The organism is Flavobacterium sp. M31R6 (genome assembly GCF_013284035.1).
In the GTDB taxonomy this organism is placed as follows: Bacteria; Bacteroidota; Bacteroidia; order Flavobacteriales; family Flavobacteriaceae; genus Flavobacterium.
Map to the genome: position 1 here is coordinate 500,238 of NZ_CP054141.1, position 15,893 is coordinate 516,130.

Annotated in this window: 14 protein-coding genes; 1 reads left to right on the top strand and 13 read right to left on the bottom strand. The window is 34.2% G+C overall.

From position 1 onward, the window contains the following. Position 1 precedes the first annotated feature (1 nt). The 8 genes from HQN62_RS02090 to HQN62_RS02125 all read right to left on the bottom strand — a co-directional run bounded on the left by HQN62_RS02090 (position 2) and on the right by HQN62_RS02125 (position 9,070). Positions 2-1,090: a glycosyltransferase gene (locus tag HQN62_RS02090; protein ID WP_173503133.1), complete on the bottom strand. Its 1,089-nt coding sequence runs from the start codon at positions 1,088-1,090 to the stop codon at positions 2-4. 9 nt (positions 1,091-1,099) lie between these two features. Then, on the bottom strand, positions 1,100-2,410 hold the full coding sequence (locus HQN62_RS02095) for an MATE family efflux transporter (protein ID WP_173503134.1): 1,311 nt from the start codon (positions 2,408-2,410) through the stop codon (positions 1,100-1,102). Between the two features lie 23 nt (positions 2,411-2,433). Next, positions 2,434-3,423 carry a hypothetical protein gene (locus HQN62_RS02100; protein ID WP_173503135.1) on the bottom strand — a complete coding sequence of 330 codons (990 nt, stop codon included), beginning with the start codon at positions 3,421-3,423 and terminating at the stop codon, positions 2,434-2,436. Between the two features lie 9 nt (positions 3,424-3,432). Then, positions 3,433-5,112: a DUF6909 family protein gene (locus HQN62_RS02105; RefSeq protein ID WP_173503136.1), complete on the bottom strand. Its 1,680-nt coding sequence runs from the start codon at positions 5,110-5,112 to the stop codon at positions 3,433-3,435. 124 nt (positions 5,113-5,236) lie between these two features. Then, complete coding sequence (locus HQN62_RS02110; protein ID WP_173503137.1) at positions 5,237-5,818, bottom strand: DUF4276 family protein; 582 nt, start codon at positions 5,816-5,818, stop codon at positions 5,237-5,239. A gap of 3 nt (positions 5,819-5,821) precedes the next feature. After that, a complete protein-coding gene (locus tag HQN62_RS02115; RefSeq protein WP_173503138.1) occupies positions 5,822-7,024 on the bottom strand; it encodes an AAA family ATPase in 1,203 nt (400 codons plus the stop codon). 89 nt (positions 7,025-7,113) lie between these two features. After that, entirely contained in the window at positions 7,114-8,616 is a 1,503-nt protein-coding gene (locus tag HQN62_RS02120) for a GH3 auxin-responsive promoter family protein (RefSeq protein ID WP_173503139.1), read from the bottom strand. Between the two features lie 58 nt (positions 8,617-8,674). Beyond that, the gene (locus HQN62_RS02125; protein WP_371811630.1) at positions 8,675-9,070 is read right to left on the bottom strand and encodes a peptidase; all 396 of its coding nucleotides are present in this window, start codon (positions 9,068-9,070) and stop codon (positions 8,675-8,677) included. A gap of 328 nt (positions 9,071-9,398) precedes the next feature. On the opposite strand from HQN62_RS02125, the gene tatA reads away from it, so the two are divergent. Continuing rightward, positions 9,399-9,572 carry a twin-arginine translocase TatA/TatE family subunit gene (tatA, locus tag HQN62_RS02130; protein WP_173503140.1) on the top strand — a complete coding sequence of 58 codons (174 nt, stop codon included), beginning with the start codon at positions 9,399-9,401 and terminating at the stop codon, positions 9,570-9,572. A 132-nt stretch (positions 9,573-9,704) separates the two neighbouring features. Here the strand turns inward: tatA and HQN62_RS02135 are convergent, their stop codons facing one another. From HQN62_RS02135 to HQN62_RS02155, 5 genes are all read right to left on the bottom strand, one after another. Next, positions 9,705-10,511, bottom strand: a complete 807-nt coding sequence (locus tag HQN62_RS02135; RefSeq protein WP_173503141.1) for an ABC transporter ATP-binding protein — start codon at positions 10,509-10,511, stop codon at positions 9,705-9,707. A 137-nt stretch (positions 10,512-10,648) separates the two neighbouring features. Continuing rightward, on the bottom strand, positions 10,649-11,536 hold the full coding sequence (ntrB, locus tag HQN62_RS02140; RefSeq protein WP_173503142.1) for a nitrate ABC transporter permease: 888 nt from the start codon (positions 11,534-11,536) through the stop codon (positions 10,649-10,651). A 143-nt stretch (positions 11,537-11,679) separates the two neighbouring features. After that, positions 11,680-12,918 carry a CmpA/NrtA family ABC transporter substrate-binding protein gene (locus tag HQN62_RS02145; protein WP_173503143.1) on the bottom strand — a complete coding sequence of 413 codons (1,239 nt, stop codon included), beginning with the start codon at positions 12,916-12,918 and terminating at the stop codon, positions 11,680-11,682. Positions 12,919-12,946: 28 nt separating this feature from the next. Next, the gene (locus tag HQN62_RS02150) at positions 12,947-14,392 is read right to left on the bottom strand and encodes an alginate export family protein (protein WP_173503144.1); all 1,446 of its coding nucleotides are present in this window, start codon (positions 14,390-14,392) and stop codon (positions 12,947-12,949) included. 317 nt (positions 14,393-14,709) lie between these two features. Next, positions 14,710-15,414: a Crp/Fnr family transcriptional regulator gene (locus tag HQN62_RS02155; RefSeq protein WP_173503145.1), complete on the bottom strand. Its 705-nt coding sequence runs from the start codon at positions 15,412-15,414 to the stop codon at positions 14,710-14,712. Between the last annotated feature and the right edge of the window lie 479 nt (positions 15,415-15,893).

Below are 15,893 nucleotides of genomic sequence, written 5' to 3' on the forward strand. Positions count from 1 at the left end.
ATTATACTATTGTTTGGTACAAATGTAGGTGTTTATCAACCATAATTTGAATGTCATATTGCTCTGCTCTTTTTAAACATGAAATTACAATTTCTTGATAATACGTTTCATTAATCATTAGCTTTTCGATTGTATTGGCTAAATCCTTCGCGTTTCCTTGTTTGAATAAAACACCTGCATCGCTAACTATTCTCTGCAAACCAGGCACGTCTGAAGCCACAAATGGTTTTCCTGAAGCCATTCCTTCAATACTCGACAAAGACAAACCTTCATGTCTTGAAGATAAAACAACCACATCGGCTGATTTTAATAATCTTGGCACATCCATTCTTAATCCTAAAAAAACAACACGCTCCTGCAATTGCAACTCTTGAACTAACGCTTGGCATTTTATTTTAAAAATTCCATCGCCCACCAAAATAAGCTTTATATTTTCGGGCAAATACTTTAAGGAATGAATTATTGTTTCTTGGTCTTTTTGTTTGTCGAATCGTGCAACCTGTATCATCACAAAATCTTGAGCACTAAAAAGATTAGAGGTTTCATTTTTAAAATACGGTTGTGCTGTATACATTTTTTGTAAATCAATCCCATTTTCAATAACAGTAAATTTAGATGCTTTTAAACCTGTATAATTTATAAATGTATTTGAAATTTCATTTGAGACACAGATTACTTTATCATAAAATCGATAAAAAAGGCGATCGAACACGGCAATGAAACGATTCTCTAATCTTGGATTTGTCGAGTTGTGTTCTGTTACTATTAATTTAATTTTAGAAAAAGACAAAATCTTTGCCAAGACAACCCAATATTGAGATGGAAATAAATGAACCTGTGCAATGTCATATTTTTTCAAAAAGGGAATTAATTTAAAAACCTGCATCGGATTATATACTGATTGTAAACCCAGCGAATAAATCGAACAACAACCTGTTTCTTTTAATGCCTCCAAAAAAGGACTTGGACTTCCGTTTAACAGCAATAGGTCAACTTCTATTCCTTTAGATTTATAAATAGGGATAGTGTCCAGAAGTAATTTCTCGGCGCCTCCAGATGCTAAACTATTTATAATATGTACTACTCTCATTCTTGAATTTTAGTTCAAAAAAACATTCACTTTATCCTTTTTATAAATCACGACAGCCGCAATACTATTCCACAAAACAGAACTAACCACAAAAGCTGTTGCAGCCCCCGTCATTCCATATTGAGGTATTAATATCCTATTCAGAATAAAATTTATAAGCACGGCAACAATTAAAATGATCTGAAAAACATGCTGTCTCCCAGTCATGTTCAAATAAACAGGTGCTGTTCCAAAGGCTGAACAAATTCCTTGACCAATGATTAAAATTAACAAAGCATCCTTGGCAGCTACGTATCCCTTTCCAAAAAAACCTAAAATATATTCTGGGAAAAAACAAATGATAAGCACTGCGGGAAAAGTCAATAGAAATATTAACCGTGAGGCATGCTGAATTGTTTTGATCAAATCTGTTTTGCTTTTACTAAAGAAATATTCCGAAATTTTAGCCGAAACCGTGATATTAACCGTGATGATTACCATCGAAAGAATAGTCATTAATTTTACCGCAACCGAATAAAATGCAACTGTAGCATCATCTCTGTATTTTTTTAAAAAAAGAATATCAAAACTCGTTAATAAAAACAAAGCCATCCCACTAATTGCTATGGGATAAGATTTTGTAAGTATATCTTTATACGTAAAAACAACATTTTCACTTTGATTTTTAGCTTTGCTGAAATAAATGAAAATTATAATTGTTGTTATTAACGAAAGAAGAACAAAACCAACCAAGAAAACGGTAACCAAATAGGCTTTTTTATCAAAATAAGACAGCAAAATTGCCCCAACAATCAGCGGGATATATTTAATGGTATTTCTAAAAAGTTCTGCAACATAAAAATGGTCCAATGCCCTAAAAACTTCGGTATTCAACGTTGTCAAACCATAAAAAAACAATATCATAATTGATTTTAAAAGAATGTCGTAAACTCCAGGATCGGAGAAATAATTGTTTACAAATTGTTCGTCAATAAACCAAAAAACACATAAAAGCAGAATTGACATCAATAACAACAATCCGACCATTTTTGCATATACTTTTTTAATTCCCTCTAAAGTATTTGAGCCTCCGAGCCTTCCTTTAAAATACAAAACAGACTGATCGCAGCCCAACAAACAAATACTGCCAACTACCAACAGAAAAGAACGAACAAAATCATATTGTCCAACAATTTTAGGAGGATAGGTTTTGGTTAGAAATACGGTGAAACCAAATAACGTAATTACCCCAAAAAACCTCAAAATCAAAGTGATTAAACTTTGTTGAACAAATGGATTTTTGTTGATTTTCAGTAGTTGATTCCGTGTTTTTTTTAACATATTTGCTTCTTCACAATCATTATTTATTTCAATTTTAGATTTGCTTTCAAAGATTGCTTTTTGTAAAAAGAAGTGAAAAAATGATATAAAACAAAAAGACCAACAAACACTAATGGCAGGATAAAAATTAGTTTTCCTTTTATACTTTTATTGTTTTTTATGTTCAAAACTACACCTCTTTCCTTTATGGTCTTGTCAGTGTTGTATTGTTCTATTTTTAATTTATCAATTTGATTGACCAAAGAATCTTTGGTTTTAATAACAGCACCCAAATTTAAATTTTCATTATAATAAACCAATTTTTCGTTATTGGGATGATTACCATAAGTACCTGAAAACTGGTTCAAAATTGCATCTATTTGAAGAATTGTAGCTTCTTTTGTCTTTATATTATTTGAAATATTTTGAGAATTAATCTTTTTATAGGTATCAAAATAGGAACTTGTATTCAAATAGTTTAAAAGGGGTTCTACAGTTTGATTTACAGTAACAGAACCCAAAGTTTTTATGGTAATGGTTTGGAGATCGTAATTTTTATTGGTTGTTGTTTCCTTGATAATTGATTTAAGATCCCCATTTTGTGCCATCAATTGAAGCAAATCCACATTTTCACCATTCTTATTCATCAAGTTGTAAACATCCACAATTGGTTCTATAGCAATTGAAACTATCGAAGAAGGTTTTTGAATGCCAATAGATTTAAAAAATAAAGTATCTCTTAATGCCGCTTTTGAAGCTAAAAATTCGATTTTAGAGTATAAATATTCTGCCGATTTAAAATTTGGAGCGACTATAATTTTTTGCTCATAGTTTCTGTTGACTTTTTCTAGCAAAAAACCAATCCCAAAACCCAAAACAATCAAAACAGCCACAGCGATTGCATTTTTTACAAAAAACCGAATGATTCTAAACAACAAAGTATTAATCCACTCAAAGAAATCCCCTATTCTGCTAAAAACAGTCAGTAAGTCAATTTCAGGGTTCTCTGGATTATTTTCTTTTTGTACACTCATACTGTATTGTTATTTTATATTAAAAATTTGTTCTAATATTTTAATCGTAATCAGATAGGTCGGTTTTACACCGGTGGTTCCCAGACCTCCTGAAGCCAACGTACTACCGGTTTCCAATGGGTTATCAGAAGCATAATAAGCATAACGTACTTTAACGTCCTGAGGAACACTTTTTCTGATTTTGGAAGCCGATTGAATAGCTTTTTGGTAATAAGACCCTTCCATTTCCAAACCAATAACGCCCCAAGTCGATTCATGAAAAAACTTTAATAAGTCCCTGTTTTGCAATGATGTTCCTAAAACCGTAACCATTGGTCCGGCAAAAACAGCGATGTCATTGCCCTCAAACATGTCAGCGGTTAACTCATTTTTAAAGAAATAATTGTCTGCCGTCCCTTCATTGATATGGGCATTCGGAATCATAATATCGCCTTTTCCTCCTTCCAGAATTCCTGCTTTTCCCATAATCGAAACCGATCTTACGTTAAGCAAAGTGTCTTTTTTATAGGGTTTCAATAATTCGTCTATCGTTTCATAGGCTTGTTCTCCAAAAGCATAATCCATTACAATAAGAACTGGTTTTTTCTCACCTAATTCTGCCTTTGGAAATGATGTTTTTGCCCAATCTATTTGCGCCGTATCAAAAATTTGTACATCAATATTGGTTCCGGACGTATCCGGCAAGAAAATCATTCCTTGTTTCAATGCTACAGCTTCAACTTGATTACGAACTTCATTGGCGCCAGACTTACTCAATTCTTCGTAAATAAAGAAGTCTGACTTATCCTTGAACTTTGTTTTCAAAATTGGTGTGGCAAAAATGGAATTCATCACCGAGTGCATATTGGCACTAATCACATGAATTGGTCTATCCAACAACTGATTGGCTTTCAAAACTTCTTTGATGTTGGTTGCCCAAACTTCTCCGTGAATATGATGTCCCAAGCGCTCACGAAGGATAGGACTAAATGTAATGGTTCTTTTATTACTGTCAACAACTTCTTCTATCGCCAGTTTTCCGAGCCAATAAATTACATGCAAAAAACGATCCGGCGCAGCTTCACTTCCAAAAGAATCATAAATATCCAAAACTTCTTCGAAAGTTCTGCCCAGAATATTGGCTGCATGAGAAATAGCTTTCTCTTTTTCGACCAAAGTCAATTTCTTGCTTTGAGATACTGCAATTTCCAGTTTTGTCCAATCACGGGAGACCTCGCCTGCATCATCCAATAAAACTCTATTTCTAATTTTATGGGATTCAATGAAAATAAACGTCAAATGGGTCAATATATCATAAATGTCCGATCGCCCTCTGGTGATTTCAACATTCATTTGTTCTTCGTCTATACGATAGCAATTGCGACGTCTTTTTGGAGGAACTATCGCTTTGAAATGCGATTTGGAATACCCTTCATCCGAAGTTAAATTAATAAAACGGCACTCCTCGATTCCAATCGGTAAACGTTCTATAACATATAAAAGTCCATTTAACTCGACTTTTTCTTCGGCAATATTTCCATAGATTTCAGGTCTTAGAGCCAATAATGCTTCTCTTAATGTGTCACCAGAAATTCCCATCGGTTTGTAAAATCCTCTATTGAAAAGATGGCGCATCGTAATGTACATTTTTTCAATTGCCGCCGACGATTCCTGTGCTCTAGATCTAGATATATTTTTGGTTTCTTTCATTCTGTTTTACTTTTATAATCTCAAATGTAAGGGTATTATTGTTTTTTATTTTCTGCTTTGTTTCTGAAAAACCTTCCTTCAATTAGGATCAAATGATAAATCAAATCCTTTTAAATTTTATAACTTAATCTTTTATGGTCTCAAAAAAACGTATTACACCACTTATTGTTTGTTGAAAACTTTCTGATTTATTAGTTTCAACATTTATAAATGGAGCTATTTTTTTGGCCCCTCCTACTTTTTGAAAATCTGGAACTATTTTTTTTATCTCATCAAAAGCATTGCAGTTATCTGGTATCCTAAATTTTGATTTATTTATATAATTTTGGTGCTTAAAACTTGGATAAGCTTTATTTACAGCTACAAAATCACCTATATACCAAGATTCAAGTTCTCTGCAAATTATCCGAACTAATTTCGGGCAATTACCATTTTGATTACAAATATTTAAAAGTTTTTGTTTAAGTATTTTACAATCTGAACTGTCTTGATCTTGCATAATAACAACTCCAACTGCTTCGTGATTCCAATTGCTTAAAAATTTTACTTTTGATGGTATGTTTTTCTGCAAATCACTTTTTCCTTCGAAACTTCTAATAAAATAATTTCCATTCAAATTCCATTGATTATCAAGAACATTTGGTAATAAGATGGTTAAAAATTCTTTCATCGATGGTTCTTCGACTAATATTTCTATTCTCGCCATAAATTAATTTTTAGGTCCACTACCAATAAAATATCCCTGTTTCCATAAATAACCAAGTTTATCACCATCATTAAACAAACTGGATATTGCATCATCATCTGATGCTCTTTTTATACTTGTAAAGCCCTTGTCTTTATTCAGCCAAAAAAGTTCATCCAATTCTAAGGCATTTACAAAATCCGGTGAGTGCGACGATATAAAGACTTGTCCTCCTCTATTAGCATAATCTCTAAATTCTTCTGCTAATTCAACTAAAAGTTCAGGATGCAAATAATTTTCAGGTTCTTCTATACATAATAAAGGATGTGGTTTAGGATCATTAAGTAAAACCAAATAAGCAAACATCTTAATCGTTCCGTCTGATACAAATCTGGAAATAAAAGGGTCTTTAAAACTACCATCACTAAATTGTAAAACAATTCGGCCATCTATGGTTTCAGTCGCTTCAACTTTATCAATACCAGGAACTCTCTCTTTCATTTTATCTAAAATCTTTTGAAAAGTATCTGGATAGTTTTCATATATATATTTGGTAACCTGAGCTAAGTTATCTCCCGAAGTTGATAAATGTTCGCTTAAACCAGTATCTTCAATATTTTGAGCAGCTTGAATTTGAAAATTAGAAACATACCAATTTTCTAGTAATCTTCTAAATGAACTAATAGCATTAAATTTTTGAAATTGTCCTAACCCTTTTATTGCCAAAATATCAGGACTATCCAAAGTTTGCTCCTCTCTTTGTTCTTTAAATTCTTGTTTAGCAGTTTCAAATTCACTTTCGTTTACAATTGCATTTCCTTTTCCATAAGTGAATTCTAAAAATCTATAAGGTCTCCCTCTATTCCCTCTCCTATAACTCAATACTTCTTTTGACACAACTGGCATGTTTGTTTCCCCTAAACAAACAGAAAGTTCATACGTTATTAAAGGTTGTTTTTTTCCATCTACATCAGGATTTCTGAACTTTATTTCAATCTCAATATCACCAACTCCATTTCTTGAATAAACTTCTTTATAGCCACCTCTTTTATTAAGTGCTGTTTTTACGTTACTCTTAAGTGCATCACTCAAAAAACCGAATACTTCAAAAAGTGTAGATTTTCCTGCACCATTTGCTCCGAGAAAGACACACATATTTGGTAAATCTCTAATTTCAGTATCTTGGTAAACTTTGAAATTTTTTATTCTTATTTTCTCGATTTTCATTTTTAGAACTTTTTGTTTAAATATACTTCAAAAATTTTAATGAAGAATAATATTATATACCAAAGCATTTCATTTATAAATAAATGCTATTAATCTTTACTATCCTGGGTTTTTTCTAACAAATCCACAATTTTCCTGTCATTGGAAAGCCTTGGGATTTTATTCTGCCCCCCTAATTTCCCAATGGATTTCATATAGTCCTGGAAACCGTTTTTAGCCACTTTGGTGACAACCAATTTTTTCAAAACATGACCCACAATCAAATCATCATAGTAAATGTTTTGTTTTCTCATGGCATTGTCCAGCGCTTCCGCAAAAGCAATACTGTCTTCCGGTTCGTTCTCAAATTCGATAAACCATTCATGATACGGCAAACCTTCAATAGGCGTGATTTGTGGCGCCACAGTAAATTCATTCACTCTTATTGTTGTTCCTATCATGGCTTCCTGCAAAGCGTGTTCAACTTCTTTGCCAATAACATGCTCTCCAAAAGCCGAGATATAATGCTTGATTCGACCTGAAACAATAACTCGATATGGTTTCAAAGAAGTAAACTGAACGGTGTCGCCAATATTATAAGCCCAAAGCCCTGCGTTGGTCGAAATAATCAAAACATAGTTTACGCCCAACTCCACTTCACCTATGGTATAACGTTTTGGACTTTCGGTAAAAAAGTCTTCGCTTTTTATAAATTCATAAAAAATTCCGGCATTCAGCAACAACAACATTCCTTTTTCTTTTTGGGAATCCTGATAAGCAAAAAAACCTTCCGAGGCGGGAAATAATTCGATGCTATCAACTTTTCTGCCTATAAGGTTTTCAAATTTAGCTCTGTATGGTTCATAATTAACACCACCATAAATAAACAAATTGAAATTCTTGAAAATCTCACCAACGGGCTTTCCTGCTCTTTGTTGCAGTTTTTCAAAATACATTTGTACCCATGATGGAATTCCTGAAATTATGGACATATCTTCGTCAATGGTTTCATTGACAATTGCATTTACTTTGGTTTCCCAATCTTCAATACAATTGGTTTCCCAAGAAGGCAGTCGGTTTTTTTGCAAATATTTTGGAACAAAATGTGCCACAATTCCAGACAATCTTCCCAGTTTTATTCCATATTTCTCTTCCAGAATGGGACTTCCCTGCAAAAAAATCATTTTCCCCTTTACAAAATCGGCATTTTTGGTTTCGTGTATGTAAAGCAAAATCGCATTTCGGGCTGCTTCAATATGATATGGCATTGATTCCTTGGTCAACGGAATGTATTTCGCTCCCGATGTCGTTCCCGAAGTTTTTGCAAAATAAAGTGGTTTCCCTTTCCAAAGTATATTTTCTTCCCCCTTTACTACTCTATCCACATAGGGTTTCAAAGCTTCGTAATCGCGAACAGGAACTTGTTTTGCAAAATCCTCATAGCTTTTTATCTGGTCAAAATCATGGTCTTTCCCAAATTGAGTTTGCTTAGCGGTCTGTATCAAACTTTGGAAAACAGCTTTCTGGGTTTCAACTGGAGAATTGGCCCAAGCTTGTGTCTTTTTATATATTTTTTGTGCAAAAATTTTTGCTGCAATCGATTTTAGTGACATTCTTTTGGGCTTTGTTTAAAAATTGTAATATTCTGTTATAATTCCGAAGCTATTCGGATTATTTTTTAGTGTTTAGGTTCTTTCCTTTTGGGGAGGATTGCTGAGTGTTCTCTTCTTTATTCACTCTTTCCCTCAACTCCTTTTCTTTTTCAGAAGCTGATAAATCTACTGGTTCTAAAGCTTCATCAGCACTTGAAAGGATAGAATCTTTGTTGAATTTGGCGTATTCCAAATCACCGTTCAGCACTTTTTGAATCGATTTTATATAGGCTTCATTTTTCTTCAAAGCTATGGAAAGGGAATCCGATTTTAATGCCAAAACCGTTGCGTCTCTCTTTAGTTGAGAAGAAGAATAACCGGGTATGAATTCTCGTAAAGGAGTAAAAGCAATCAAAACGGTTGTAATCGAAATCAGGAAAATAGCACCCAATGAAAGCGAAACAAAGACGCTCATAATGTTCAATTTAAAAGAAAAAATTTCCTCAAAAGTATCCTCGTTCAAAATTATTAATCGGTTTTTGATTAATAATCTGTCAAAAAACTTCTTCTTTTTTAATCGATTTCTGGACATGATATTTGTTTAAGTCACAAATATAATAATTTAAAGCGTTGCCAACACTAGCCTCCTCTAAGTAGTTGAATTCTTAAGTTCACAATTTTATAAAATATTTAACGCTGTCAAAAGCAAATAAATCAGTCAAAATGAATGCGTATTAAGTTATTCTATATACATTTGCACATTAGATTTATTACAAATTTGCTACGGCATTAAATATTCAATCATGGGAAGATTAGGTTTACCAGAAATCCTTGTTATATTGGCAGTTGTTTTATTACTTTTTGGAGGTAAAAAAATTCCAGAATTAATGAAAGGTTTAGGAAGCGGTGTTAAAGAATTTAAAAACGCAGCCAAAGACGATCAGCCAGCTGACAAAAAAGAAGAAGAAGTAAAGTAAGAATTTTTTATAAAAAATTCCTAAATCTTAAATTCCAAATTCCAATATTTATATAGGGAGTTTGGAATTTTTTATTTTATACAAAAAAGCCTTTTCAGGAGTTGAAAAGGCTTTTTTTGGCAACAAACTTAACTAATTTTTATAGGTAACCCCCATATCCTCAATCGAAAAATGATCAGTCAAGAGATGCAATAAATGATCTCTTAATTCGATATATTCTGGGGTTTTTACGATTTCAATCTTATTTCGGGGTCTTGCTAAATTTACCGTAACTATTTCACGAATCGTAGAGGCTGGGCCATTATGTAAAACCACAATTCGGTCTGACAAAAACAACGCTTCTTCGATATCGTGCGTAATCATTATAATAGTTTTTTCTCTGTTGTCCAGATTCCACAGTTTTAAAACTTCGAGCTGCATAGATCCTTTTGTTAAAGCGTCAAGCGCTCCAAAAGGTTCGTCCATCAACAATACTCCTGGATTAATGGCAAAAGCTCTCGCAATAGCCACTCTTTGCTTCATTCCACCAGAAAGTTGTCCAGGAAGTTTATCTTTATGTTGGAACAAATTAACCATTTTTAGGTTTTTGATCACGATTTCGTGTTTCTCTGCTGTGGAGCAATCCATAACAGAATCTACCGCCTGAAAAATGTTGTTTTCCACAGTTAACCAAGGCAATAACGAATAGTTTTGGAAAACAATTCCACGATCTGGTCCTGGCCCTTTGATGTTTTTATTATCTAATAATACCGATCCGCCAGTTGGGGTCAGCATTCCTCCTATCGCATTCATAATGGTTGATTTTCCACAGCCTGAGTGTCCGATGATGGATATGATTTCACCTTTTTTGATAGAAAGGTTAATGTCTTTTACTGCAATGTATTTTCCTTTTGGAGTTGGAAAAGATATTTCCAAATCTTTTATTTCTAAATAGCTCATGGTGTTTTTGTTTAATATTGTTTAAAAATTTAAGGGTAAAAGTTTAAAGTTGTTTAATGGTTTAAAGTTTGGGTGATAGTAAGCTTAAGTTTTTCAACTATATTAAACTTTTAAACAACTTTAAACCTCTAAACTATTTAAGCTTTATAAGACACTTTATTTTCAATCATTGTAAAAAATCCGTCAAAAATAATTCCCACAAATCCGATGATGATGATGGCTGAAATCACTTTTTCCAAACTCAATGCATTCCAGCTGTCCCATACGAAAAATCCAATTCCTGCACCACCTGATAACATTTCGCCGGCAACGATAACCAACCAGGCTACGCTGATGCTCAATCGCAATCCTGTGATAATGTGTGGCAAGGTGTATGGAAAAACAACTTTGGTTAAATATCTCCATTTTGAAAATCCAAAAGCCTTGGCTACATTTTTATGGTCTTGCGGAATCGTTCCCACCCCAAAAGCAGTGTTGATTAATGTGGACCACAATGAGGTGATAAACACTATAAATATGGTCGCCATTCCGGTGTCTTTGAAAACAACCAAACCTATAGGAAACCAAGCCAAAGGCGAAACTGGCTTTAAAAACTGAACTATAGGGTAAAATATTTTTTTGAAAAAAGCACTGGCTCCAATCAAGATTCCGAACGGAATTGCGAATAAAGAGCCCAATGAAAATCCCAATAAAACGGTTTTTATAGAGACAAACAATTGTAGGCCAATTCCTTTGTCGTTTGGGCCATAATCATAAAATGGATCGCTCAACATTTCGAATAAAACGGTTAATGTTGCCTTTGGTCCAGGAAGTGCATCTTTTGTATAATAACTCAATAAGCTCCAAAATCCGCAAAAAATGGTCAATCCAATACAAGCAAACGCAATTGATTTTGCTTTTTCTAAAATATAGCGTGACGCTTTTTTAAGGTTCTTTTTCTTAATTACTTTACCAAAAGTGTTTTGGAGAACGTAGTTTTTTTTAACTATCTCCGTTTCGATTGTTGCTGTAGTTGAATGTGACATAATGCTGTAATTTAATGTTGTTTTTTAGTTGCTGAGATTCTGAGAATCTAAGTAGCTAAGATTTAATAAACAATTTAAAAGAAGTTATAACACTTTTAAAAAAGACTTAGAATCTTAGCTACTTAGTTTCTTAGTAACTCCTCTTATTTTTTCACCACTTTTAAATAAGCAGATGGATTATTCGGGTTGAAAACCGTTTTGTCCATCGTAAGAGAAAAAGGTTTCATATCGTCTGTTGGGATTTTGATTTTCATGCTTTTGGCTACTTCTTCGTATAAATCCTGTAGAATCAGTTTATCGGCAATCGCTTTATAATTTGGTTCTTCTTTCAAATATCCAAATCGTACAAATTGTGCCATAGCCCAGATTGCGTATGATTTACGAGGGTAGTTTACGGTTCCTCCTTTGTAAAACAACATATAATCATCGGTATAAACTTCGGTTCCTTGGTTACAACCTAAGTTATAATCTCCCATCAGTCTGGATTCAATTACATCGGCAGGCGCGTTTACATAAGGCGCTTTCCCAATGATGGCGGCCGCTTTCTTACGATTCGCTGGATTATCCAACCAGATGCATGCTTCCATAATCGCTTTCATAACTTTCTTTAAATCTTCGCGACGTTTCTCGCTAAATTCTTTGTTGACAACCAAAGCTTTTTCTGGGTGGTCTTTCCAGATATCTTGAGAGGCAATTTGTGTAAATCCAATTCCTTGTTTTACTGCAACACCGCCCCAAGGCTCTCCTACGCAGTATCCATCCATGTTACCCACTTTCATGTTGGCAACCATTTGAGGAGGCGGAATCGTAATGATTTTTACCGCTTTTTGATTTAATCCTGCCAATGACATCCAGTTTCTCAACCATAAATCGTGAGTTCCTCCAGGGAAAGTCATGGCAAAAGTCACTTCTTTTTCGGCTTTCAATTTGGCAGCCACAACAGGAGTCACTTTATTCATTTGTTTGAATCCCACTTTCCCACAAAAATCATTGGATAGTGTAATTGCTTGTCCGTTTACGCTAAGCATCATAGCGATTTTCATCTCAGAACCTGCCTTTCCTCCTACTCCAGTGTACACTGAAAAAGGCATAGTGTATAAACAGTGTGCTCCGTCTAATTCGCCAGTTAAGATTTTGTCACGAACATTAGCCCAAGACGTTTCTTTGGTTACAACAACCTCAACGCCGTATTTTTTGAATAAACCCAATTCTTTGGCCATTACGATTGGCGAACAATCGGTCAAGGGAATGAAACCTAATTTGATCGGTTCGCCAGCAATTGGCGGTTTTGGATTTGTTTTGAAAGAAGAGAACAAAACCACGCACACTACCAACATCAAGGTGGTAAAAAGTGTGCTTATCTGTTTTTTAGTCTGTATCATTTTTATAGTTTTTAAATCGTTAATTCAATTACTTTTTGTTCAAAAAGTTTGGTTTAATATTCACCATCACATAAGCCCATTGTGGAGTAAGGTTCGCATTCGCAACATTTTTAACTTGTGCAGATGACATTGAATTGGTTGCTTGCATGAATGAGTAACCAGCTTCAATATTGATCATTTTCGTCATATTATAGGACATTTTCAAATCAAGCTCTGTTCCTAAATAGCTGGTTTGTTTTCCTCCAGCACCATTAGATAAAGAGTTTGCCGATTCAAAACAGTGTATGTCAGCAAAAAGAGTTAGATTGTCTTTTAAGTTGTATTTGGCTTTCAAAAAGTAATTCAGCAAACCTTGCGCTCCAAAACCGCTTGATGCGTAGAAGTAATCCATAGTTCCCCAAAATTTGTGAGGCGTTCCATAAAGCGGATCAAATAGATTGTTCTCTGAAGTCGCTGTAACGGCTTTTGTCCCATCATTTCCTGATAAATAATCAATTCCAGGGCCTACAAACAATTTTCTGCCCACTTGCAAAGTCGATGTAATCGAAGCCAAATTACTGTTCAAACCACGACCGTTTTTGTCGTGTCCAAACTGGTGGTACAAACTTCCTTCAAATTTCAATTTTCTGGTAGCATTCACATTATAGTAGAAACCAGTAGTGTTACGGGTCCAAATTCCTTGTTCATTCACTTTGGTTACAACAGGCGGAGTTCCCGCAGTTACATTCGTGTATTTGTTAAAATTATCGCTTAGGAACAAAAATGAAATGTCTCCAAAGAAAAATTTCTTAGCGATATAGGCATATTCCAATGATTTGTAATTGGTTCCCAAACCGTTGGTACCGGCGGTATAACCGGAAGTTGCTGCCGGAACACCATTATAAATTGTTCCTGCCAATAATTCTTTGTTTTGGTTAAAAGCGGCTCCAAAATCGGCTGTCCATCCTTTGTTAAAGTATTTCAAAACAATCGCGTCATGGTAACGCGCTTGTTGTAACCAATCCAATGCTCCTATTACCTTTTGATCATCATACGAAATCTCTTGACGTCCAATTTTTAAGGATAAATTTTGAATGCTACTTACAGTGTCATTCAGCATTATTTCGCCCCAGGCTTCGTGCAATTGAATTCCATTATTCTCTGCAGTCGTTACTCTGTTAATAGTTGAAGCATCTTGTCCCCAAACTCGAACATCCTGAACGGCAACAAAAAATTTGAATCTATATCCTGTAAACCCAACATTCAATCTTGTTCTTTGTGAAGTAAAAACAGCAGTCTCGGCGTCTTTTGATTGCAAAGTGCTGTAACCGTCTCTAAATTCTGTTCTTGGTCTGAATTGTCCTGATGCCGTTAGCTGTGCATTTGCAGCGTTATAACCAAACAATGTTATGGCCAAACCTAATAGTATCGATTTTGAATTTTTTCTTTTTTTAAGTGCTTTTATTTTTTGTATTGTGGTTGTAATCTTTTGCATGATAAATTGGTTTTGATTAGTATTAAGCAAATATACATACGTATTTATACTTACGTATTCGCTTTTTACAGTCTAAAACCTCTTTTTTACACAACAAAAATTATTCAGAAAACAATTAATTTTCTGCGTTAACGCAAATAATTATTGTTAAACCCTATAATTATTGACATCAACGGCCACTTAGTTTTTATCTAAAATACGTACTTAGCTCAACGTCAAAAAATTATTTTCCCTCCAATACTCCTAAAACGACATTTATTTCCACAAAAAAAGCCCCAAAAGGGCTTTCTAAATTCTATTTTATTATCCAAAACTACTTATACATACTTATGCTCCATAATTTCCATTTTCATTTTGTTGATTTGTTGCAATCCTATTTTCTTGCCAACGGTTTTAATTAATGTCTCTCTCTTCAAACTCGAAATTACTCGGGTTACCTGTTCTTCGGTGGTGCCGGCAAAATCGGCGATTTCTTTTCGGGACAAATCAAGATTGATTAAATCATTGGTTTGACCAAATTTTCTATGGATATATAATAAGGTATCAATCACACGCTCTCTCACATTCATGTGGGCAATCTTCCTGATGTTATTCTCACTCTTATTCAATTCCTCGGCATAAAAAAGCATCATATCATAAGTGAATTCGGGAACATTTTTAAGAATGTCCAGCATCACTTCATTGTTGAAATTACACAAAACTGTATCCTCCAGCGCATAAGCCCCTATCAAATACCGATTGCTCGTCCCAAACCCCCTAAAACCAACCGTGTCTCCATTCGTGGTAAACCGAACAATTTGTTCCCTTCCGTTGATTCCTGTTTTTACCGTTTTCACCTTTCCTTTTTGCACAAAATAAAGCCCCTGAATGGGCGCGCCCTCTATAATGAACTGTTGTGTTTTTTTACAGGTAAAACTGTGTTTTTTTTCTATATAACTTTGCATGTTGGGCAAATGAATATGCTTTTTTATAAAACAATTTTCATTACTACAACTGTTGCAAATAGCTTGATTCTCTTTCATCTGTAGTTAATTATTGTTTGTTTTTTAAGTGTTTGAGACATCCAAAACCAATATTTTAATCATCTTTAGGGCGTGACCCCGATCAGCAAAACGGGCCAACTTTAAAGACCGCTTATTCGCCCGCTTTACTCATCGGGGTCGGGCTATCCGGGCTACTTCGGTAGCTTCCTTCTATCCCTCACGCGAACGGTCAACGAGACATTTAGCACAATGAACAAATCTTGGTTAAATGACAAAATCAGTAAAAATTATACTGTAACTATCTTTATTTGAAGTAAATGTATAGGTTTTTCGCAATAAATGGTAATTGACTCAAGCTGACAAGTCAGGTTATCAGCTCAAAAAAAGACTCTTTTTTTATGCATTTTTTATAAATGAAACCGAAAAAATGACGTCAATTATCATTTCATCTACTTAGAGTCGGTGCTTATTTAGATATTCGCAATTCTTTACAAATAAGTAAAAATACGTAGTTATAC